The 20,635-nt window shown below is 71.7% G+C and carries 25 protein-coding genes and 2 tRNA genes; 11 read left to right on the forward strand and 16 right to left on the reverse strand.

From position 1 onward, the window contains the following. Window positions 1-12 precede the first annotated feature (12 nt). The 6 genes from CK500_RS00625 (at window position 13) to CK500_RS00645 (ending at window position 4,984) form a co-directional block, all read left to right on the forward strand. On the forward strand, window positions 13-936 hold the full coding sequence (locus tag CK500_RS00625) for a DUF5995 family protein (protein ID WP_095635325.1): 924 nt from the start codon (window positions 13-15) through the stop codon (window positions 934-936). A gap of 50 nt (window positions 937-986) precedes the next feature. After that, complete coding sequence (locus CK500_RS00630) at window positions 987-1,241, forward strand: hypothetical protein (RefSeq protein WP_198951474.1); 255 nt, start codon at window positions 987-989, stop codon at window positions 1,239-1,241. 92 nt (window positions 1,242-1,333) lie between these two features. Then, window positions 1,334-2,317, forward strand: coding sequence for a replication factor C small subunit (locus tag CK500_RS00635; RefSeq protein ID WP_095635326.1), 984 nt, complete (start codon window positions 1,334-1,336; stop codon window positions 2,315-2,317). Between the two features lie 412 nt (window positions 2,318-2,729). Further along, window positions 2,730-3,248: a metallophosphoesterase gene (locus CK500_RS00640; protein ID WP_095635327.1), complete on the forward strand. Its 519-nt coding sequence runs from the start codon at window positions 2,730-2,732 to the stop codon at window positions 3,246-3,248. Between the two features lie 430 nt (window positions 3,249-3,678). Continuing rightward, window positions 3,679-3,807, forward strand: coding sequence for a DUF7859 family protein (locus CK500_RS17695; protein WP_255521205.1), 129 nt, complete (start codon window positions 3,679-3,681; stop codon window positions 3,805-3,807). Between the two features lies 1 nt (window position 3,808). Continuing rightward, window positions 3,809-4,984 carry an inorganic phosphate transporter gene (locus CK500_RS00645; protein WP_095635328.1) on the forward strand — a complete coding sequence of 392 codons (1,176 nt, stop codon included), beginning with the start codon at window positions 3,809-3,811 and terminating at the stop codon, window positions 4,982-4,984. A 348-nt stretch (window positions 4,985-5,332) separates the two neighbouring features. Here the strand turns inward: CK500_RS00645 and ygfZ are convergent, their stop codons facing one another. From ygfZ to CK500_RS00660, 3 genes are all read right to left on the reverse strand, one after another. Further along, entirely contained in the window at window positions 5,333-6,493 is a 1,161-nt protein-coding gene (gene ygfZ, locus CK500_RS00650; protein ID WP_095635329.1) for a CAF17-like 4Fe-4S cluster assembly/insertion protein YgfZ, read from the reverse strand. Window positions 6,494-6,613: 120 nt separating this feature from the next. Next, window positions 6,614-6,913: a DUF6432 family protein gene (locus tag CK500_RS00655; protein ID WP_095635330.1), complete on the reverse strand. Its 300-nt coding sequence runs from the start codon at window positions 6,911-6,913 to the stop codon at window positions 6,614-6,616. A 71-nt stretch (window positions 6,914-6,984) separates the two neighbouring features. Beyond that, window positions 6,985-7,506, reverse strand: a complete 522-nt coding sequence (locus tag CK500_RS00660) for an archaemetzincin family Zn-dependent metalloprotease (protein WP_095635331.1) — start codon at window positions 7,504-7,506, stop codon at window positions 6,985-6,987. A gap of 39 nt (window positions 7,507-7,545) precedes the next feature. On the opposite strand from CK500_RS00660, the gene CK500_RS00665 reads away from it, so the two are divergent. Both CK500_RS00665 and CK500_RS00670 read left to right on the forward strand, forming a co-directional pair. Further along, a complete protein-coding gene (locus CK500_RS00665; RefSeq protein WP_095635332.1) occupies window positions 7,546-8,058 on the forward strand; it encodes a UPF0146 family protein in 513 nt (170 codons plus the stop codon). A gap of 82 nt (window positions 8,059-8,140) precedes the next feature. Then, window positions 8,141-9,004, forward strand: a complete 864-nt coding sequence (locus CK500_RS00670; protein ID WP_095635333.1) for a TIGR01548 family HAD-type hydrolase — start codon at window positions 8,141-8,143, stop codon at window positions 9,002-9,004. 26 nt (window positions 9,005-9,030) lie between these two features. Here the strand turns inward: CK500_RS00670 and CK500_RS00675 are convergent. The 3 genes from CK500_RS00675 to CK500_RS00685 form a co-directional block, all read right to left on the reverse strand. Then, window positions 9,031-9,106 (reverse strand) — tRNA-Ile (locus CK500_RS00675). 43 nt (window positions 9,107-9,149) lie between these two features. After that, on the reverse strand, window positions 9,150-9,614 hold the full coding sequence (locus tag CK500_RS00680; RefSeq protein WP_095635334.1) for a group I intron-associated PD-(D/E)XK endonuclease: 465 nt from the start codon (window positions 9,612-9,614) through the stop codon (window positions 9,150-9,152). A gap of 62 nt (window positions 9,615-9,676) precedes the next feature. Next, window positions 9,677-9,785, reverse strand: a tRNA-Asn gene (locus tag CK500_RS00685). A 173-nt stretch (window positions 9,786-9,958) separates the two neighbouring features. Between CK500_RS00685 and cca the strand changes: the two genes are divergently transcribed. Then, the gene (gene cca / locus CK500_RS00690) at window positions 9,959-11,371 is read left to right on the forward strand and encodes a CCA tRNA nucleotidyltransferase (protein WP_095635335.1); all 1,413 of its coding nucleotides are present in this window, start codon (window positions 9,959-9,961) and stop codon (window positions 11,369-11,371) included. Between the two features lie 51 nt (window positions 11,372-11,422). Here the strand turns inward: cca and CK500_RS00695 are convergent, their stop codons facing one another. The 4 genes from CK500_RS00695 to CK500_RS00710 are packed head-to-tail and all read right to left on the reverse strand — an operon-like array spanning window position 11,423 to window position 13,661. Next, window positions 11,423-11,737 carry a hypothetical protein gene (locus CK500_RS00695; RefSeq protein WP_095635336.1) on the reverse strand — a complete coding sequence of 105 codons (315 nt, stop codon included), beginning with the start codon at window positions 11,735-11,737 and terminating at the stop codon, window positions 11,423-11,425. A 52-nt stretch (window positions 11,738-11,789) separates the two neighbouring features. Continuing rightward, window positions 11,790-12,146 carry a fluoride efflux transporter FluC gene (locus tag CK500_RS00700; RefSeq protein ID WP_095635337.1) on the reverse strand — a complete coding sequence of 119 codons (357 nt, stop codon included), beginning with the start codon at window positions 12,144-12,146 and terminating at the stop codon, window positions 11,790-11,792. After that, window positions 12,143-12,490: a fluoride efflux transporter FluC gene (locus CK500_RS00705; RefSeq protein WP_095635338.1), complete on the reverse strand. Its 348-nt coding sequence runs from the start codon at window positions 12,488-12,490 to the stop codon at window positions 12,143-12,145. The genes CK500_RS00700 and CK500_RS00705 overlap by 4 nt, the downstream gene beginning before the upstream one ends. A gap of 22 nt (window positions 12,491-12,512) precedes the next feature. Further along, window positions 12,513-13,661 carry an ATP-binding protein gene (locus CK500_RS00710; protein ID WP_095635339.1) on the reverse strand — a complete coding sequence of 383 codons (1,149 nt, stop codon included), beginning with the start codon at window positions 13,659-13,661 and terminating at the stop codon, window positions 12,513-12,515. Between the two features lie 115 nt (window positions 13,662-13,776). Between CK500_RS00710 and CK500_RS00715 the strand changes: the two genes are divergently transcribed. Continuing rightward, the gene (locus CK500_RS00715; protein WP_095635340.1) at window positions 13,777-14,253 is read left to right on the forward strand and encodes a DUF7382 domain-containing protein; all 477 of its coding nucleotides are present in this window, start codon (window positions 13,777-13,779) and stop codon (window positions 14,251-14,253) included. Here the strand turns inward: CK500_RS00715 and CK500_RS00720 are convergent, their stop codons facing one another. The 6 genes from CK500_RS00720 to CK500_RS00745 all read right to left on the reverse strand — a co-directional run bounded on the left by CK500_RS00720 (window position 14,254) and on the right by CK500_RS00745 (window position 20,013). Further along, window positions 14,254-15,054 (reverse strand): protein-L-isoaspartate O-methyltransferase family protein, encoded by an 801-nt coding sequence (locus CK500_RS00720; RefSeq protein WP_095635341.1) that lies wholly within the window; start codon window positions 15,052-15,054, stop codon window positions 14,254-14,256. It lies immediately after the preceding gene. Window positions 15,055-15,138: 84 nt separating this feature from the next. Next, window positions 15,139-15,771 (reverse strand): protein-L-isoaspartate(D-aspartate) O-methyltransferase, encoded by a 633-nt coding sequence (locus CK500_RS00725; RefSeq protein ID WP_095635342.1) that lies wholly within the window; start codon window positions 15,769-15,771, stop codon window positions 15,139-15,141. Window positions 15,772-15,837: 66 nt separating this feature from the next. Continuing rightward, entirely contained in the window at window positions 15,838-16,266 is a 429-nt protein-coding gene (locus tag CK500_RS00730) for an Hsp20/alpha crystallin family protein (RefSeq protein WP_095635343.1), read from the reverse strand. A 116-nt stretch (window positions 16,267-16,382) separates the two neighbouring features. Continuing rightward, window positions 16,383-16,883: an Hsp20/alpha crystallin family protein gene (locus CK500_RS00735; protein WP_095635344.1), complete on the reverse strand. Its 501-nt coding sequence runs from the start codon at window positions 16,881-16,883 to the stop codon at window positions 16,383-16,385. A 115-nt stretch (window positions 16,884-16,998) separates the two neighbouring features. Continuing rightward, the gene (locus tag CK500_RS00740; protein ID WP_095635345.1) at window positions 16,999-18,507 is read right to left on the reverse strand and encodes a stage II sporulation protein M; all 1,509 of its coding nucleotides are present in this window, start codon (window positions 18,505-18,507) and stop codon (window positions 16,999-17,001) included. A 51-nt stretch (window positions 18,508-18,558) separates the two neighbouring features. Next, a complete protein-coding gene (locus CK500_RS00745; RefSeq protein ID WP_095635346.1) occupies window positions 18,559-20,013 on the reverse strand; it encodes an MATE family efflux transporter in 1,455 nt (484 codons plus the stop codon). A 147-nt stretch (window positions 20,014-20,160) separates the two neighbouring features. Between CK500_RS00745 and CK500_RS00750 the strand changes: the two genes are divergently transcribed. Beyond that, on the forward strand, window positions 20,161-20,562 hold the full coding sequence (locus tag CK500_RS00750; RefSeq protein ID WP_095635347.1) for a gamma-glutamylcyclotransferase family protein: 402 nt from the start codon (window positions 20,161-20,163) through the stop codon (window positions 20,560-20,562). Window positions 20,563-20,635 lie beyond the last annotated feature (73 nt).

Consider the following 20,635-nt stretch of genomic DNA (forward strand, 5'->3'; position numbering starts at 1 on the left):
CCGTCGCTCACGATGACCCCGATCCGCGCCACCGTCCCGACCGCCGAGGAAGCGAGAGCGCTGCTCACCGGGATCCGGCGGACCGCCGGTCCGGGGGTCGACGCGGTCGCCGCGGACCTGGCCGCCGACGAGCCGGACGCGGCGCTGCTCGACCTCGTTACTGCCCCGTTCGCGTCCGTCGACGACGTCGACGAGCGGCTGGCGCGGACCGAGTCGTACCTCCGCGAGCGCGGCGACCGGCGGGCGGTGTTCCTCACGGTGTACAGCCGGATGACAGCGACCGTCCGGACCGCGATCGACGACGGCGCGTTCCTCGATCCCGAGTGGGCCGCGTCGTACCTCGTCGCCTTCGCGGAGCGCTACCGTCGGGCGCTGGTGGCATTCGAGCGGCGGGCGTTCGAGGCGCTCCCGCGGCCGTGGCTGATCGCCTTCGCCGCCGGGGCGCGCGGCGAGACGCTCGTCGCGCAGGACGCCCTGCTCGGCATCAACGCCCACATCGTCTACGACCTCGCGTACACGCTCGACGACGTGGGTATCGACCCGGATCGCAACGCCAAGCGCGAGGACCATGACCGCATCAACGCGATCCTCGCCCGCCTGGTCCAGACCGTGCAAGACGCGCTCGTCGAGACGTACGGCGCGGTCGGAATCGACGGGATCGACCGGGTGCTCGATCCCCTCGACGACCGGCTGGCCCTGCTCGGACTGAAAGGCAGTCGGGAGTTCGCGTGGCGGAACGCCGTGTTGCTGGCGGACCTCCCGGCGTGGCTCGCCGATCGGTACGTCGGCTGGCGCGCCGAGACCGTCTCGACGGGCGCCGCGGCGGTCGTCCTCGCGCCCGACATCGACGCCGAGGCGAAGGCGCACCTGCGGGAGTCGGAGGCCGAAGCCGACGCGGCGGCGGCCTTCCGCGAGGGGATCCGACGGCGGATGTGAGCGGTTTCGAGGGAGAAACACCTATCACGGTCGTCGCGGATGTGACGACTATGCCACACATCCGGGGGACGATCCACGGCGTCGCCGCGATGGTGACGCTCGTCGTCGGATCGATGCTGACGAACACGATCCGCGAGGAGTACGAGCTGTTCGCGCAGGTCGCCGGGGCGACGACCCACCTGCTCGTCGAGGTCGCGGAACTGCCGGTCTCGCGCGAGATCGCCGAGGTGGTGGTTCCCGTGGGCGTGTTGATGGGGATCTGGGTGTTCGCGTACGAGCTCCAGCGGCTCTCGCGGGCGGACTGAGGTTCGGACCCGCGGCGCGAACCGCCCGCTTCACCTCCCCGACGCGGCCCGGTCTCGGGGCGTTTATGACCCCGCCGACCCTCCGATCCGGCATGAGCGAGGCCGACGAGCAGACGGCTGCGACCGCGACCGGCCGGGAGATCTGGATCGAGAAGTACCGGCCGCAGTCGCTCGACGACATCCACGGCCAACAGGAGATCGTCGAGCGGCTCCAGAGTTACATCGAGCAGGACGACATCCCGCACCTCCTCTTCAGCGGCCCTGCCGGCGTCGGAAAAACGACCGCCGCCACCGCGATCGCTCGACAGGTGTACGGCGAGGACAACTGGCGCGGCAACTTCCTCGAACTCAACGCCTCCGACCAGCGCGGGATCGACGTGGTGCGCGACCGGATCAAGGGGTTCGCGCGCTCGTCGTTCGGCGGCGACTTCCGGATCGTGTTCCTCGACGAGGCGGACTCCCTCACCGACGACGCGCAGTCGGCGCTCCGCCGGACGATGGAGCAGTTCTCCGACAACACCCGATTCATCCTCTCGTGTAACTACTCGTCGAAGATCATCGACCCGATTCAGTCGCGGTGCGCCGTCTTCCGCTTCTCGCCGCTCTCGGACGAGGCCGTCGCCGCGCAGACCCGCGAGATCGCGGCGGCGGAGGGGATCGAGGTGACCGACGCCGGCGTCGACGCCCTCGTGTACGCCGCGGACGGGGACATGCGCCGCGCGATCAACTCCCTGCAGGCGGCGGCGACGACCGGGGACGTGGTCGACGAGGAGGCGGTGTACGCGATCACGGCGACCGCGCGCCCGGAGGAGATCGAGTCGATGGTGACGAACGCACTGAAGGGGGACTTCACGCGGGCCCGGGCGACCCTCGACACCCTCCTCACGGAGACGGGGATGGCCGGCGGCGACGTGATCGACCAGCTCCACCGCTCCGTCTGGGAGTTCGATCTGAGCGAGCGCGAGGCGGTCGCGCTGATGGAGCGGATCGGCGAGGCGGACTACCGGATCGCCGAGGGCGCGAACGAGCAGGTGCAGCTGGAGTCGCTGCTCGCGTCGCTGTCCCTGGAAGAATAGTCGATCTCGGACGACGCCGGGATCGGTTGTAGGGGTGCTGGCAGACTGACGGCGAATGCCTTCGAGGCCCCGGTAGCCCGACGATACGTGATCGACGTTGCTGCGGTGAACAGCTTCAAACCCCCAGCCGCTCGGCTGTGCGCTGACACTTATAAACAGCCGATCGACACGAACGCCTCCAAAGCCCCAGCCGCGAGGCGGCTGCCCCTTTGAGTCCCGCCCCGCACAGCACCGCAGCCTCACGCCTCCCCAGCCTCGCCGCGGCCGCCAGTGGCGGCCGCGGGCTCCCTCGCGCGTGACCTCGCGCCCGTATCAGGGCGCTCGGCGGCACGCGCCACCGCAACACGCCCAAGTGTGAATCGGCGTCGACGCCGGGCGCGCTTTTTAAGCCGGACGCGCACGGACGGCGAGTATGCTCGTCGTCGTCTCGGACACCCATTCGCGCGAGGAGACGAAGCTGCAGGGCCGGACCGCGGAGGCGGTCCGGGAGGCCGACCTCGTCGTTCACGCGGGCGATTTCTACCGCGAGCCGGTGCTCGACGCCTTCGAGTCGGCCGCGCGGAGCCTGCGGGCCGTCTACGGCAACAACGCCGACGCGGCGATCCGCGACCGGCTGCCCGAAGCCAGGACGGTCGAGTACGAGGGAGTCCGGTTCGCGGTCACGCACCGACACCGCAGCGGCGACACCGGGCTCGTGATGCTCGGCCGCGAGCGCGACGCCGACGCCGTGATCTGCGGCCACAGCCACCGTCCCCGCTTCGACGACTCGGGGGCGCTCCCGATACTGAACCCCGGAAGCCACGCGCAGCCCCGCGGGAACCGACCGGCGCACGCGGAGCTCGAACCGGTCTCCGGAGGGGAGCGCGCGCTGAACGGACGGCTCGTCACGCCGGACGGCGACGTCTTCGAGGAGTTCCGGATCGCGCACTGAGTCGGAGGAAGGGTGAAACGGTACCGCCCGCCGAACCGGGAAGGGGGGAGGGATCGGCGGGCGAACGCGACGCCCCGCGTGGATCGGTCGGACCGGGAGGCGGGCGTGGAGGGAGGGTAGGGGGCTGAGCGGGGAGGGTGGTAGAGACCCGAGCGGGTGCGGGTCGTGTGCCGTCGCAGCTCGCCGGTCGGCGACCGATCGTGGGGAGAGGGCCGAAGCGGGGGTCGCATCGACACCTTGCGCCGGTGATAGCTTATAGGTAGCTTATGGACAAAGGCGCGTTTTAGTCACCGGGCGACTCCGGTCGGGAGCGACGCCCGAGATCGACGCCCGAAACCGGCGGCCGGGAGCGACGCCCGGAACCGGCGGACTGAACCGGCGGTCCATCGCCTGCCGAAACGCATAACACCGTGCCGACGGATTCGAGTGTATGCTCCCGGTCGAACCGTTGTTCGTCGTGATCCTCCTCGTCTTGCTCGGGTTCTTCTTCTTCGCGTTTCTGCTGGTCCGGCGCACGCTGACGGGGCTCCGCGAAGGGTACGAGGACGGGCAGCGGTAAGATGGTCGTCGCAACTGTCGCCACCCTCGGGGTCGCCGCCGCGGCCAGCCTCTTCATGGCGTGGTCGATCGGGGCCGGCTCCTCCGGGTCGACCCCGTTCGCGCCGGCGGTCGGCGCCAACGCCATCTCCGTGATGCGCGCGGGGCTCGTCGTCGGGGTGTTGGGCCTGCTCGGCGCGATCCTGCAGGGCGCGAACGTGACGGAAGCGGTGGGGACCGAGCTGATCGGCGGCGTCACGCTCACCGCCGGCGCCGCCATCGTGGCGCTGCTCACCGCGGCCGCGCTCGTCGCGATCGGGGTGTTCGCCGGCTACCCGATCGCGACCGCCTTCACGGTCACCGGCGCGGTCGTCGGCGTCGGGCTCGCGATGGGCGGCGACCCGGCGTGGCCGAAGTACACCGAGATCCTCACGCTGTGGGTGCTCACCCCGTTCGCCGGCGGCGGGGTCGCCTACGTCGTCGCTCGCGGGCTCATCGGCGACGCGCTCCCGGAGCGACCGCTCACCGCCGCGCTCGCCGGGCTCGTCGGCGCGATCGTCGCGAACGTCGGATTCGCGCTGCTCGGGCCGGCGGGCGAGCAGGCGTCGCTGTCGGAGGCGCTCGGTCCCGGGCTCGGGCTCGGCGCGATCGGGACGCCCCTGATCACGGCCGCGGTCGCCGCGATCGTCGCGGTCGCGGTGTACGCCGACCTCGGTCGCGACCGCGAGGGCGCTCAGCGCCGGTTCCTGCTGGCGATGGGCGGGCTCGTCGCCTTCTCGGCCGGTGGCTCGCAGGTCGGCCTCGCGATCGGCCCGCTCGTGCCGATCTTCAGCGACGTGGGCGTCCCGCTGTGGGCGCTGCTCGTCGGCGGGGGCGCGGGGCTGCTCGCCGGGTCGTGGACCGGCGCGCCGCGGATGATCAAGGCGATCTCGCAGGACTACGCCTCGATGGGACCGCGGCGGTCGATCTCGGCGCTCATCCCGTCGTTCGCGATCGCACAGACCGCCGTCGCGTTCGGGATCCCCGTCTCGTTCAACGAGATCATCGTCTCCGCCATCGTCGGCGCGGGCTACGCCGCGGGTGACGCCGGGGTGAGCCGGGCGAAGATGGGGTACACCGTGTTCGCGTGGATCGCGTCGCTCGTCGGGTCGCTGGCGCTCGGGTTCGGCGTGTACTCGGCCGTGCAGTTCGTGCTGTAACGATCACCCGGATCCACGAGCGGTGAGTCTCCAGTTATATAGATTAACAGCGGAGCGGTGGTGAATACCTCCAAAGCCCCAGTCGGCTCCGGTCGAGGGGCTCGCTGCGCTCCTCAGTCGCTCGTTTCACTCGCTCCTCGCGGTGCTTGCGTCGCCCATCTTCCCGGAGCCGACTGCCCCTTTGAGTCCCGCACCGCACAGCACCGCAGCCTCACGCCTCCCCAGCCTCGCGGCTCGCTCGGGGCTCCCTCCGGTCGCCCACTCCGCTCACCGCTCCCTCGCGCGTGCACCTCGCGCCCGTATCAGGGCGCTCGGCGGCACGCACCGACCGCAAAGCGACGGTGGGAACTACTCGTCGCTCGGGTACGTCGGCAGCCGGGCGGACTGCGCGCTCCCTCTGACGGAGGGGAACGGGAGGTCGGCGCGGGTCGCCGGCACCTCCTCGCCGTCGACGCGCACGGTGGGGTCGGCGAGGTCGGCGTCGAACCTGACGAGCGCGAGGGCGATCGGGTCGCCGGCGGCGGGACCGACCGCCGCGCGGGTCACCTCGCCGACCGCCTCGTCGCCGTCGAAGACGGCCGCGCCGGGAGCGGGCAGGACCTCGTCGTACCCCTCCGGATTCGCGTCGCCGTCGATGTCGGCGGTCGCGTCGGCGAGGCCGCCGAGGTCGAGCCCGACGAGCCGCCGGCTCGGTCGGCCCTGATTCTCGACGCGGGAGACGACCTCCTGGCCGACGTAACAGCCCTTCTCGAAGTCCAGGGCGTTGCGGAGCCCGAGGACGTTCGGCACCGTTCCCTCCAGTTCGTACTCGAAGAGGGGCGTGCCGGCCTCGAGCGAGAGCGCGTCCCACGTCCGGTAGCCGAAGGGGGCCGCGTTGAGCCCGCGGTTGAGCAGCGTGTCGAGCACCTCTTCGGCGTCCTCGGCGGCGCAGACGACCTCGTACCCCTCCTCGCCCAGGGGCGCGTCGGTCGCGATCACGGTGACGCCGGCGTCGACCATCGACCCGCGGACGAAGGAGAGCGGCTTCTCGGGGGCCCCCGGTCCGCCGAGCACCGAGGCGATCTTCTCGGTGGACTTGGGACCGTGGACCCCGAAGACGCCGAGCTCCTCGGAGATGTCGTCGATCGCCACGTCCTGGATGAACACCTTGCTTGCCCAGTCCTCGGCGACCGCCTCGGCCCGCTCGGGCGGGAGGAAGACGAGCAGGCGCTCGTCGGCGTTGTACACGTACATGTCCGTCTCGATGCCGCCCTGCGGGTCGAGCAGGAGCGCGTACACCCCCTGTCCGTCCTCGTCCGGCACCCGGTTGGAGACGGCGTTGTCGACGAACTCGACGCGGTCTTCGCCCGTGACGGCGAGCACGCCGTACCCCATCTCGATCGCGCCGACGACGTTGCGGACCGCCTTGCCGACGCGCTCGGGCTTCCGGTAGTGGTCGACCACCTGACGGCCGCCGCGGTCACGGTACACCGCGCCGTGGGCGCCATGAGTGTCGGAGACGAGAGTCATACCGGTACGGAGTCGGGCGAGCGGCAAAAGGCCGCTGGCTTCGGCGGACGCGGGGCGATTCCCTGCCGCCCCCGCACCTCGCGGGTGCATTTCGTGTCGTTACGTCCCGATCCGGTGTCCCTACAGACCGAGCCGGTCGCGGACGGCGTCGACGAGGGAGCCCGCTCCGTCGTCAATCTGGTCCTCGGGGTCGGGGATGACGCGGTCGTGCGGGTACACGCGGACCCGTTCCCGACTCTCGACGGTGATGAGCGAGTCCTCTTTCAGCGCCGACAGCGCCTCCTCGACGGCGTCGATGTCGGCGTCGACGGCCGCGCGCAGCTCCAGCACCGTCATCCCCTCGTCGCCGCGGTCGACGAGCGCGTCCAGCAGCGCGACCTCGACGTCCGGCCGGTCGCGGTACTCCGGCTTTGCGGCCATACATCGCAGTTAGACAGGATACGGTTTACGTCTACCGGCGGCGGGGAGTCGCCGACGGAGCAGCGAGACGTCTACCGGACGAGCCGCGAACAGGAGCCGCAGAGGTTCTCCTCTTTCACGTCGACCTCGCGGACCGTCGGCGAGAAGGACATGACGCACTTGCTGTTGTCGCAGTGCTCCAAGCCGAGCGTGTGGCCGATCTCGTGGACGACCTCCTTGCGGACGCGGTCGGAGAACACGTCGACCGCGGGCTTCGTCGAGACGCCCCCGTCGGAGGAGGTGCGGAGGCGATGGGTCGAGATCACGGAGCCGCTGCCGTTGAGGTACGCGAGCCCGAACACGTAGTTCCGGCGGCGGTAGTAGAGGTCGCGCGGGGTGATCCCGATGTTCTTGTCGCCGCCCCCGACGCGACCGACGGTCTCGATGAGGTCCTCGGCGCGGTACTGGTCGCGGTCGCCGTCGTAGGCCGTCTCGGGGATCGGCTGGTCGTCGTGGACGGTCACGTCGCAGTCGTACACCGAACGGAGCGCGGCGGAGGCCTCGCGTTTCACGCGGGGGGTGACCTCCCCGACTGGGACGATGTCCACGAGCATGGAACCGCTTATGACCGCCGCAATCATAAAGCCCGCGCCGTGGTCTCATCCACCCGTCGCGCGCTGGTCGAAGAAATTGCGGGACACGACCGCCTCGTCGAGGTCGGCGTCGGCGACCGACCGGGGGTCGCGCGAGCGCTCGCGGAGCGGGGGTGCCGGGTCGTCGCCGTCGACGTCGAACCGGGAGACCGGACGCGGGCGGCCGCACAAGAAACCGAGAGCGAGGAGGTTGCGGGGTCGCTCCGCGTCCGGCGAGGGGACATCCTCGCGCTCGCGGACGGGAAAAGTGAACGCGACGGCGATCCCCTCGCTGACCCCGACGACGACGCGGACGGCCGCACCGCGGTCGGCGCGGTGTACGCGTGTCACCTTCCGGCCGAACTGCAGAGCCCGACCGTCGCGCTCGCCGACCGGCTCGACGCGGCCTGCGCGTTCACCACCCTCGGGTTCGAGGAGCCTGTCGTCCCGGTGCGGCGGCGTTCCGTCGACGGAGCCGTGCTGTACGTCGCACGGGACGGGGAGCGCGGGGGACCGCCGCCAGACCCGGAATGAGCCGACGGGAGCGAAACCGAACGAACCCGACCGGATCGACGAGAACCCGAACGTTCTTTCCCGTTCCTGCCGGCGTACGGGTATGCAGGTCGACGCAGTCGTCCTCGACATCGACGGGGTGTTGGTCGACGTGGCGGACTCCTACCGGCGGGCCATCATCGAGTCCGTCGAACGAGTGTGTGACAAGACGATCGATCGCGACGCGGTCCAGTCGTTCAAGGACGCCGGCGGGTTCAACAACGACTGGGAGCTGACGAACGCGGCTGCCCTCTACGTGCTCGCCCGCCGCGAGGGGCTCGGGATGGACGTGGAGACGTTCACCGACCGAGTCGCCGAGGAGGGCGGCGGGCTCGACGCCGCGAAGGCGGTCGTCGGCGACCTCCCCCGCGTCGCGCAGGCGCGCGTCCGCGACCAGTGGGACACCGACCGCCTCCGCGAGACGTTTCAGGCGCTGTACCTCGGCGCGGACCTGTACCGCGAGCTGGAGGGCGGCGAGCCGCCGCTGTCGGCGCCGGGATACATCCACGACGAGCCGACCCTGGTCGATCCCGAGACGATCGCCGACCTCACCGACCGGTTCGACGTGGGCGTGTTAACCGGGCGGCCCGCCGCCGAGGCGGAGATCGCCTTGGAGCGCGTCGGCCTCGACGTGCCCGAGGACCGGCGGTTCACGATGGACGACTGGGAGGAGGGGAAGCCGCACCCGCGGGCCCTGGTGACCCTCGCGGAGCGGTTCGACGCCGACCGGGTCGCCTTCGCCGGCGACACGCTCGACGACGTGCGGACCGCGCGCAACGCCGACGACGAGGACGCGAGCCGCGTCTACTACGGGATCGGCGTCCTCACCGGCGGCCTGACCGGCGAGGATGGGCGTCGGAAGTACACCGAGGTCGGTGCGGACGCGGTCGTCGAAGACGTGAACGAGCTGGTGACGCTGTTGGAGTAGAAAACGAGAAAACGGGAGATAGAGGATGGGCCTTGCCGGATTTGAACCGGCGATCACTCCGTTATGAGCGGAGGGCTTTGAGCCAGACTAAGCTAAAGGCCCGACAGATCCGGGATATACGAGGCACGTTCTTTAGCCTACCGCATTACCCCGATCGGAGGCGATCGAGGACCGTGTCAAGCCGGTACTCGGTGTGCCAGTTCACGTTCGCCCGGTTGTTGTTCGCGGCGGGTTCGTACCGGATCGTGGTCGCCGTCGATCCGGCGTCTTCGATCGGGACGAGATAGATCTCCTCGTTCGTGACGTTCAGGGCTGCGAAGTAGTCGATCTCGCCGTCGTATCCCTCTCGTTCGTACCCCTCGCTTTTCGTCCGAACGCTTCGGGTCCGGAACTCCACCGCACCGTCGCGTTTGCCGTCGAACGCGGTCTTGACCTGTATCCGGTGAAAGCTGCCGTCGATCTCCATCACGAGGTCGTATGGTTCGTTATCGTACGCCGGGGTGAGGACGGAGACGCCGCGAGCGATCAGCTCCGCCGTGACGATCGCTTCCGTGGCCTGTCCGCGCTTCTGAGGTTCGCCGAGTCGGTCGTACTGCTCGGAGCGCGACATACGACGCCCTGCGTCGGTTTCGTACAAAACGCGTGGTCGTCATCAAGACCGTATGAAAGAAGCGCCGAAGCCAGGACTCGAACCTGGGACCGCCTCGTGACTGTGACGTCCGGGGGGAAACCCACCGAGCGTCGTAACAGCGAGGCGCTCTACCAACTGAGCTACTTCGGCTCATCTCCGAGTACTCGACTCGTTTTGATAGGGCTTTCGTTTCCGCCCGACGCGAGTGCGATCAGTTGGCGCGGCGCAGTCGAACCCGCCCCTCGTCTCCCGATCGCGATCCCGATCACCGCTTTCGCGCGGCCACCGACACGTTTTCGGCCGAACCGCGAGAAGCCGACTCCATGGACGATCTCGAGGCGGTGCTGTCGCGCGTTCGCGACCGGGTGGTGCCCGAGCCGGCGGAGCGCGAGCACCTGCGAGCCGTCGCCGCCGATCTCACCGAGCGGACCCGGGAGGCGATCGCCGACCTCCCCGTCGACGCCGACGTGGTGCAGGTGGGGTCGACGGCGCGGGGCACGTGGGTCTCCGGCGACCGCGACATCGATCTCTTCGTACGGTTCGACGCCGACCTCGACCGCGAACAGCTGGAGGAGTACGGGCTCGCCGTCGGCCACGCCGTCCTCCCCGACGGCCACGAGGAGTACGCCGAACACCCCTACGTGAAGGGCACCCACGAGGGGTTCGACGTGGATCTCGTCCCCTGTCACGACGTGGCGACCGCCGGCGACCTCGTCTCCGCCGTCGACCGCACCCCCTTCCACGACGCGTACCTGTCCGCGCGGCTGGACGAGGACCTCGCCGACGACGTGGTGCTCGCGAAGGCGTTCCTGAAGGGGATCGGCGCGTACGGCAGCGACCTCCGCACCGAGGGGTTCTCGGGGTACCTGACCGAGCTGCTCGTCTTGGAGCTCGGCGGGTTCGTCCCCCTCGTGGAGTCCGCGCGGAGCTGGCACCCTCCCGTGGAGTTCGACCCTGAGGGCCACGCCGAGCGGACCTTCGACGACCCGCTGGTCGTGGTGGATCCGACCGACCCGACGCGGAACGTCGCGGCCGTGCTCTCGGCGGCGAACCTCGCGCGGTTCCAGCACTACGCCCGCGAACTGCTCGCGACGCCGAGCGAGGAGCCGTTCGAACCCGAAGCGCTGACGCCGCTCGGCCCGGGCGACGTTCGCGACCACCTCGACCGGCGAGAGACGACGCCGGCCGCCGTCGTGTTCGACGCGCCCGACGTGGTCGACGACCAGCTGTGGCCACAGCTCCGGCGGTCGCTCGACGGGGTCGTCCGGGGACTGAACGAGCGCGGCTTCGACGTGCTCCGCGCGCAGGCGATGACGGACGCGGCGGACGGGGCGGACAACGGAGGCGACGGTAGAGACGACAACGAGTCCGGCGCCGAGCGCGCAGCGCTGTACGCCGAACTGGAGGTCGCGACGCGGCCGGCCGTAGTGCGCCACGAGGGGCCCCCGGTCGCGGTGCGGAAGCACGCCGCGAGCTTCTACGAGTCGTACGCCGACGACGTGGACCCGGAGACCTACGGCCCGTTCATCGACGGCGACCGGTACGTCGTCGAGCGGGAGCGGGAGTTCACGACGGTCCGCGAGTACCTCGAAAGCGACGCGGCCGGGGACGTGGCGCTCGGCGCGCAGGTCGAGCGGGAGTTCGCCGAGCGCGACGTGCTCGTCGGCGACGCGGTGGCGACGCTCGCGCCCGCGTTCGGAGTGCCGCTCAGGGAGTTCTACGAGCCGCATCCGTAGTGGCACGGAGGGGTCCGAGAGCGCGGCCGAGAACTGCGACCGAAGAGCAGCCTACCGCGAGAGCCGATCCGAGACGAGGTACACGAGCGCGACGAGCGCGAGCAGGACGGCGCCGACCGCCGACATGAACGCCGCGACCCGCGGGAAGACCAGCCAGAAAGCGACGTAAAACGAGAACGCGAACGCGAGCAGACCGGCGATCACCACCCCGCGGGTCGGGTTCTGGACGGCGGCGACGAACGCGCGCTGCGGGAGCGAGAGATCCCCGAAGTCGACCGGCACGTCGGGTTCGTCGGCGTCGTCGGGACTCTCGCCCGGAGCCTCGGTGGTCGAGGCGTCGATCCGATCCTCGGCGTCGTCGGTCACGCAAAGCGGTAGGGTCCGGACCCGCCTGTACCTGTCGTTCCCCGAACCGCGGTCAGGCGAGCGCGCCGCCGACAGCCGCCCCGACGAGGAACGCGAGCAGCGCGACCGTCAAGTTCGCGGCCGCGAACCCGACCGCGGCTCGTCGCTCGCCGTCGGCCGCGGTCGAGACGGTTTCGACGGCGAACGAGGAGAACGTCGTGAACGCGCCGCAGAACCCGACGGCGGCGAGGAGCGTCGCCTCCGAGCCGATCGGCGCGGCGAGGAGGACGCCGAGCGAGAGGCTCCCGAGCGCGTTGACGACCACGACCGAGCGGCGCCCCTCGACCCGGAGGCCGACCGCGTGCCGGGCCGCGGCGCCGGCCGATCCGCCGATTCCGACGAGGACGGCCGCAAACAGCGGATCGGTCACAGTCGCCCCCCGACGAACAGCCCGGCCGCGGCGGCCGCGAGCCCGGCGACGTAGCTCGCGGCGACGTACGCGGCGCCGGCGGTCGTTCCGAGCGACGCGGCGTCGGCGACGAAGGTGCTGTAGGTGGTGAACGAGGAGAGCGCGCCGGTCCCGACGAACAGCCGCGTCCGGCGGCTCGGTGCGCACGCGAGCAACACGCCGAGCGCGAAGGAGCCGAGGACGTTCGCGAGGAGGGTCCCGACGCCGGTCGCGTCGCCGGCGGCGACGTCGACCCCGTGTCTGGCGACGGCGCCGACGAACCCGCCGAGCGCGACGAGGAGGAACCCGAGCGGCGTCCGTTCCATACCGCGTCGTCGTCCCCGCTTATCATGGGTCTTCGGACTTCGCGGCGGCGCTCGCGGCCGCCTCGGTCCCGCTCGCGCACGGGCTCCCGCCGCCGTGCGGGGTCCGGCGCTCGCGGATCCGGACGGTGTGGGCCGTCTCCGTCGCGTCGTCGACGACGAGCGCCTCGCCGGTCCCGGCCGGGAGCCGCGAGGCGAGGTCGCCGGCGAGGTAGGTCGCCTCCGCCTCGGCGAGCCGGTCGAGGTCGCGCTCGGCGGTGAGGCGGTGGGCGACGAGCAGGTCGGACTGCGAGACGGCGACGCTCGGCAGCGCGCCGGGACGCTGCGTCGCACAGACCAGCGAGACGCCGGGCGCGCGGCCGCGCGTTAACAGCGTCCGGAGCGCGGGGTCGGCGACGCCGCCGAAGAAGGCGTGCGCCTCGTCGACGAGCAGCCACGGGAGTCGGTCGAGCGCGCCGCGTATCCGGGCGTCGTAGAGCCCGCGAGCGACCGCCCTGACGACCGCGGCCGCGGCCGCTTCCGGGGCCCCGGCGAGGTCGAGCACGGTCGGCGCGCCGTCGGCGGCGAGGCGTTCGACGGGGGGCGCGCCCGCGTCGAAGACGCCCCACGACTCCGCGAGCCGCAGGTGGTTCGCGGCCGCGCGGCGGTCGTCGGCGGGCGCGTCAGCGGTGGCGACGCGCTCGCGGATCGCCGCGAGCGAGGGCGAGTCGCTCGAACGCTCCGACCCGCCAACGGCGGCGTCGACGGCGCCGGCGACGACGCGCCAGACAAGACTTCCCGGCCCGCCCGCCGAGTCGAGGCCGAGCAGGTCCGGCCAGGCCTCCGGGGGGATCGCCGTCGGGCGGATGCGCGGTTCGACGACCCGTCCGCCGGCCGACTCCAGACCGCCGAAGACGCCCATCGGATCGACCACGACCGGAGAGACGCCGCGGGCCGCCCCGAGCCCCTCCGCGAGGACGCCGAGCGTGTACGACTTCCCGGTGCCGCGTTTACCGAAGACGACGCCCGCGTGCGGGCCGTCGGCGTCGACGCCGACCGCGGCCCCGGCGCTGCCGTCGCGCGCGAGGAACGAGCCGAGCCGGACGGTCGGGATCCGGTCGCCGCCGGACCCGTCGTTCGCGCCGTCGGTGATGGCTCCCTCGTCCGAACCGAAGTGGCGTCCGAGCACGTGCATGGGCGCGGTGGCCGCGGTACCGCACAAAAAGGTCGGGGCGCGACGCGCCGGCCGATCCCCCCGACCCGCTCGACTCGTCCGATCCTTTATCAGTGATACCGCGGCCACCGGCCATATGCCGCACTCGAAACGGGACGGACGCACCGCGAACCGCCGATCGTTTCGCTCGGACCGTCGGGCGATCGAGGGCCTACCGGTCAGGCTGGTCATCGCGCTCGTCGTCGGCGTCGCGAGCCTCAGCGTGATGATGGGGATGATCGGCGACATCGACGGGCTAGCCGCGACGGAGGTCGACGCGCAGCCGCAGCCGGAGGTGACGACGCCGGGCGAGCAGTCGCTCGACGTGGCGGTCCTCGATCCGGACGGGTCTCGGGTCGCGGACGCGACGGTGATCGTGCGAAGCGGATCGGCGCAGATCGACGGCGTCGCCACCGCGACCACGGGATCCGACGGCACCGCGACCGTCGACGTCGACCCGGAGCTCGGACCGAACCAGCCCGACGGGACCCTCACCGTCGACGTGAAACCGCCGGCGGAGGGCGACTACGTCGACGAGCGCGGGAACACCGAGGTGCTGGTGGTCGCGGAGTGATCAGAGCTGGTCGTCCCAGTCGATCCAGTCCTGCTCCCAGCCGTGGCGCGCGAAGTGGCCCTGCTGGGCGCGCTCGGCGTCCTCGCGGCGCGTGCGGTTCCGCTCGACGCCGCGCTGCTCGCCGTCGGCGAGCATCGGCTGCAGCCGCGTCGGGCCGGCGGTCTCGACCGTCCGGAACCCGGTCGGCGCCTCGTCGTCGGCCGGCTCGTCGGACGGCGCTCCCTCCGAGTCGGGTTCGATCGCGGCGATCGTCTGGACCGCGGTCCCCCGCGGGTAGACGATCCGACCGCCCGCAGCCAGCTGTTCGCGGAGCGCGCGCGGCGGCTCGACCACCCCGGCTTCGAGGAGGATCCGGTCGTACGGGGCGTACTCCGGGAGCCCGTTCGCGCCGTCGCGCCGGTCGACGAGGACGGCGTCGTATCCGGCCGTCGAGAGGTTCGAGCGGGCGAGCGCGACCGCCTCGCGGTCAATGTCGACCGCGTGGACGCGCTTCGCGCCCGCGATCTCGGCGAGCAGCGCGACCGAGTAGCCGACCCCCGCGCCCACGACCAGCACCTCGTCGCCCTCGCGAGCGTCGAGCGCGGAGATCAGCCGCACGACCGTCGCCGGCGCGAGCGACCGGTCCCCGTTCCCGCCGTCCCCGCCTCCCCGGCCTGTCTCGGCCCCGACCGTCGAGGCGTCGTCGACGAACGGGTCGCGGGAGACGCGCTGGAGCGCCGCCAGCACGGGCTCGTCGAGCGTCTCGCCGATCTGATGTTCGAGCCCCTCGATCATGTCGGCCCGAAGCGACGCCTCGTCCATAGCCGGACTCGGTGCTCGGCCCTCTAAAAGCGCTCGCTCGTCGTCGCACGGCTCGCCACCGGTCGGCTGCCGCCGTACCGCTCGTCACTGCATCGGAACGAACCGGACGCCGCCGTGGTCCTCGCGGTCGAGGCCCTCGTGGCCGACCGTCAGCCTGACGAGCCGCTGTGCGCCGGCGCGACCGACCGGCGCGACGACCCGGCCGCCCGTCCGTACGCGGTCGACGATCCGGTCCGGGACGCCGTCGCTCGGCGCGCAGGTCAGGTACGCCGCGTCGAACGGCGCCTCCTCCGGAAACGCCGTCCGTCCGTCGCCGGCTCGAACGGTCACGTCGTACCCGAGCCGCCGGAGCCGATCGCGGGCCGCCTCGGCCAGCTCCGGGACGTACTCGACGCTGTAGACGTTTCCCGGACCGACGACCTCGGCGACGACGGCGGCGTGGTAGCCGCAGCCCGTGCCGACCTCGAACACCTTGTCGCCGGATTCGACGTCCAGCAGATCGGTCATGACCGCGACCATGTGCGGCGCGCTGATCGTCTGATCGTGGCCGATCGGGAGCGGCCGGTCGGCGTAGGCGCGCGACCGGTGGCGCTCCGGGACGAAGGCGTGTCGCGGCACCGCCTCGATCGCCGCGAGCGTCCGCTCGTCGACGTCGAGGCGGCGGCGGAGCCGGGCGACGAGCTCGCGGCGCGCCGCCTCGTGATCGGCGTCGTCCATGCGTCGGCATAGCACGCGGCGCGTGGAGAAAGTGTCGGCGGGGTGGAAAACGGGGTTGAATCGGGCCTACGCCACGTCGATCCGGTGGCCGTCGGCCGCCTCGTCGACGGCCTTCGGGAGCGTGACGGTGAGCACGCCGTGGCGGTACGTCGCGCTCGCGTCCTCGTCGACGACGTGTCCCGGAAGGTCGACGGAGCGAGTGATCGACTCGTGGCGGCGCTCGCGTCGGAGGTACCGCCGGTCCGCGTCCTCGCTCTCCGCGATCTCGGGGTCCGCGCCGCGCTCGGCGGAGATCGTGAGCCGCCCCTCCGTCGCCCGGACATCGATGTCCTCGCGGTCGTATCCCGGGAGGTCGGCCATGACGACGAACTCGTCGTCGTACTCGGCCACGTCGATGTCGGTGGTCCGGAGGTCGCGCCCCCACATGCGGTCGCCGCCGAGGGTGGTGCGGCCGAGGAACTGCTCGATCTCGTCGAAGGGGTTGGTTCTGTTCATGATACTCACCTCATGGACGCACTCTGTGGTATTAAAGACGACAGGATAGGTGATAGCTCGCGGCAGTCGGGTCGAGAAGTGCGGAATGACGGCGACGGGGGACCGATCGCGGCCGATCAGTTCACGTCGATGCTGTGACCGGCGGCGTCCGACGGCGACCGCTTGGGGAGGGTGACGGTGAGCACGCCGTCGTCGTACGAAGCGGTCGTCCCGTCGCGTTCGACCGGCTCGGGGATCGGAATCCGACGCGACACCGCGCGGCGGCTTCGCTCGCGGCGGTGGTACCGAACCTCCCCGTCGCCTGCCGCGTCGCCCTCGGCCGCGTCGCTGTCGCCGACGGTCGCCTCCGCGTCCCGCGTCTCCTCGCGGGTGGCCGCGATCGAGAGGGCGTCATCGCGGAGCTCCACCTCGATCTCGTCGGCGTCGAAGCCGGGGAGGTCGGCGATCACGGTGATCGCCTCGTCGTCCTCGATCACGTCGACGGCGACGTCGCGGGCGCCCGGGAACCCCGGGACGCCGGAGTCCGGCGCGTCGAGCGTACCGCCGAGCTCCTCGAACTCCTGACCCATCCGTTCGAGCAGGTCCTCTATCTCGGTGAAGGGATCGCGTCGCGTCATACAGGTCAGGATTCGAGTCGGAGGGACTTGAACGTACGGGCGGATGTCGGCGAACGGGGGAAGCGAAGGCCGAAGCGGAGGGCGAATCGGCCGAGAGGACCGGGGAGTCGGGCGCTCAGAGGAACGGCCGCCAGTAGTACGGGCTCACGAATCCCTCGATGAACGCGGCGACCGCGATCAGCGCGCCGACCCCGATCAACACCCAGAACGCGTTCTCCAGCGCGTCGGCGAACGCCTCGCGGGACAGGCTGCCGCGGAACGTCCGCCACGAGACGATCCCGAGGTGGATCCCTAACGCGCCGGAGACGAACAGGGCGGGGATCTCGAGGATTCCGTGGGGGACGACGAACGCGACCAGCGCGGCGAGGTTCTCCTCGAGCGCCGCGGTGGCGCCGAGGGCGAGCCCGTTGAACGCGATCGACGAGAGCGCGGGGACCACGAGCGCGGTGCCCGCGAACGAGGTCGCGATCGCGACCGACCAGTTGTTGCCGAAGAAGTTGAGCGCGGCCGTCGGCGGGAGGTGACCGACCAGCCGCGACTCGATCGAGGTGGTGACCGCGCCGACGAAGGGGTCGACGGCGAGCCATCCGACCACACCGAACCCGACGCCGACGAGGACGGTGACGAGGTGGAGCCCCGGCGTCCGCCGAACGAAGCCGACCATCTCTCTCCAGCCGCGGCGGAGGCCCCCGACGAACTGGTCGCGGATCCGGGCGTCGACCGGCTCGACGGGCGCGACAACGCCGCGGTGGTCGCCGTACAGGAGGGTCTTGAGCAGGTCGAGCGCGGGGGCGGCGACGACCGCGCTGGCGAGCGCGACGGCGGCCCCGCCGCCGAGGAACGCGAGCGCCGACGCGGCCGAGGAGATCGCCACGAGCACGCCGACGGCGACGACGAGGTACGCGAGGGCGTCGACGGGGTTCCTCCGGATGAACCCGCCCGCTCCCTCGACGGCGCCGACCACGCCCGTCTCGTCGATGACCACCGCGGCCGGCGCGAACGCGAACACCGCGCGGACGAGGAGCAGGACGACCAGCCCGACCAGCAGCGCGACCAGCGCGACCGCGGCCCCGAGGAAGGGGTTGACGAGGAACCCCCCGGCGACCGCGAGGCCGGCGAGCAGCGTCACCCCGACCCACAGCAGGAGTTCGGCGACGTAGAGGCCGAGGAACGTGAGCCAGCGCTCCCGGACGCCGGCGATCCCGGCCGTGAGCCCGCGACCGCCGCGAACGCGGCCCGCGACCGCCGACATCTGCCCCGCGGAGACCGCGGCGTACGTGAGGATCGCCAACAGGAGGGTCACGGCCATGCCGACGGTCACGAGGAGGAGCGCGGTCGGGGACGCGAGGGGTTCGAGCGCGGGCGTCACGCTCTCGGTCCACGCCTGAACCGCCTCGGGGTCCTGCGCGTCGGGCGGCGTCAGGTCCAGCTCGGCGAGCGCCCGGCGCGCGTCGGCGAGTCGCCCGGTCAGCTCGTAGTGGAGGTACGTCCCGGCGAGCGCGACGAAGAGGCCGATCCGGGCGACGACGGGGACGGCCGTGCCGAGGAGGTAAAACGGGAGCAGGTCGGCGGGGCGCCGCCGGAGGGTCGACGCAGTGGCGGAGACCGCGGATGACAGGTCCATGCGAGTCGGTTCGGCCGTCCGATACTTAAAAAACCCGAGCGGTCCGGAGGGTCACTCCGAGGCGCGGTCGGGCCGATCCTCCGACGACAGCTCGGCGGCGTCGGCGTCGGGCGACCCACCGTCGGCGGCGTCGGTCCCCCGCTCGGCCATCATCGCCGCGGCGCGGTCCGCCCATCCCGAGTAGCGGAAGCCGGCGATCACGACGAGCGCCATCCACGCGTACGCGAGGAACACGCCGACGTACGCCCCCTGCGGGCCGAGTCCGGCCGTGCGCCCGAGCAGCCACGACGCTCCGAGGAAGAGGCCGAACATCCCGGAGACGCGGGCGACGAGGGGGATCCGGGTCTCGCTCGCTCCCTGTAGCGCCCCGGAGAGCGCGGAGAAGCAGACCAAGACGGTGCCGGCGAGCCCGTAGACCCGGGCGAAGTCGACCGCGTACGCGATCGTGGGGCCGTCGTCGGTGAAGATCGGGACGAGCCGGGGCGCGAGCGCGACCAGGGCGAGCCCGATCGATCCGACGGTGAGCACGCCCAGCCCGGCGACGGCCCAGCCGTTGAACCGGGCCTCGTCCGGGTCGCCGGCGCCGAGCGACTGGCCGACGAGCACCGATGCGGCGACGTTGTACCCCCGCGAGAGCGGCCCGGTCACCTGCTGGTACACGCGGCGTCCGATCTGGAACCCGGCGTTGACCGACTCGCCGAAGCCTAAGAGGAGGGCGTTGAACGGGAACTCGGCGAGCTCCGAGCCGAACCCCTCGAGCACGCGGGGGGCGCTGACCCGGAGAAGCTGGCTCGCGATCGTGAGGTCGCGGGGGCGCGCGAACGACGCCTCGGTCCACGGGCCCCGGATGGCGAGACACAGGAGCCCCGCGGTGAGCACGTTGGCGCCGGCGGTCGCGAGGCCGACGCCGACGACCTCCAGCCGCGGGAGTCCGAAGAGGCCGAGCCCGAGGGCGACCGAGCCCGCGATGTTGACGGAGTTGGCGGCGACGTTGACGTACATCGGGGTGCGGGTGTCGCCGGTCCCCTGCAGGGCGCGGGCGGCGACTAAGGCGACGTGGCGCGCGGGGGCGGTCGCGAAGACGATCGCGAGGTACGTCGAGCCGAGGTCGACGACGGTCGGGGAGGTCCGCTCGCCGACGAGCCGGCCGAACACGTCGATCGCGTACTCGCCGAAGAAGAGCCCGAAGAGCACGAACGGGACCCCCGCGAGCGCGCCGACGAGGATCGCCTGCGTCACCGCCTCGTCGCGCGTGTCCGTCGCGCCCGCGCCGGTATCCTGCGAGGAGAGCGCGATCGCGCCGCCGCCGAGTCCGAGCCCGATCCGGAGGGGGAACCGGGCGTAGAGGTCGGCGAGCCCGATCGCGACCACGGCCGCCGGCGAGAACAGCGCGGTGACGAGGACGTCGGTCGTCCGCATCGCGGTGCGGAACGTCTGCTCGGCCATGACCGGCCACGCGAGCGAGAAGACGCGCGTCCAGACGCGCCGGAGCCGCGGAAGGTCCATCTGTCACCGCGGAGGGACGCGCGGGGCTTTTGCGTGTCGGAGGCGGCGGCCACCGCCGGATGCGACCCGCCGGACGGTGGTCGCTCTCGGGCCGTAGCGGTCGTCCGCCGCCCGAACGTTGAAGCGTGCGAACGACGCACACGGACCATGGACGTCTTCGTGTACGGAACCCTCACCGAGCCGGAGCGGGTCGCCGAGGTGCTCGGCTCGTACGTGTACGTCGGGCCGGCGACGCTGTTCGGCCTCCACCTCGTCGAGGGGCGGTACCCGACGCTCGCGCCGGGCGGCGAGACCGCGGGGCGGCTCCTCCGCACCGAGGAGGTGGGCGCGCTGGACGAGTACGAGCGCGTCGGAGAGGGGCTGTATCGGCGCGTGTCGGTCCCGCTCGACGCGCCCGACGACCACCCGGACGAGGCGGCGGTGTACGTCGGCGACCCCGATCGGCTCGACGCGGACGCGGCGTGGCCGGGCGACAGCGAACTCGGATTCGCCGAGCGGGTCGATCGGTACCTCGACCGGGAGGACGTTCGGGTGCGCCTGACCCCCTGAGATCCCGTCTGACGGAGCGATGACGGCCGCGCAGTCGTGCGGTTTCACTTTCACTCCGCTAGCCCCACCTTTT

Origin of the sequence: Halorubrum salipaludis (assembly GCF_002286985.1) — an archaeon.
GTDB classification, from domain to species: Archaea; Halobacteriota; Halobacteria; order Halobacteriales; family Haloferacaceae; genus Halorubrum; species Halorubrum salipaludis.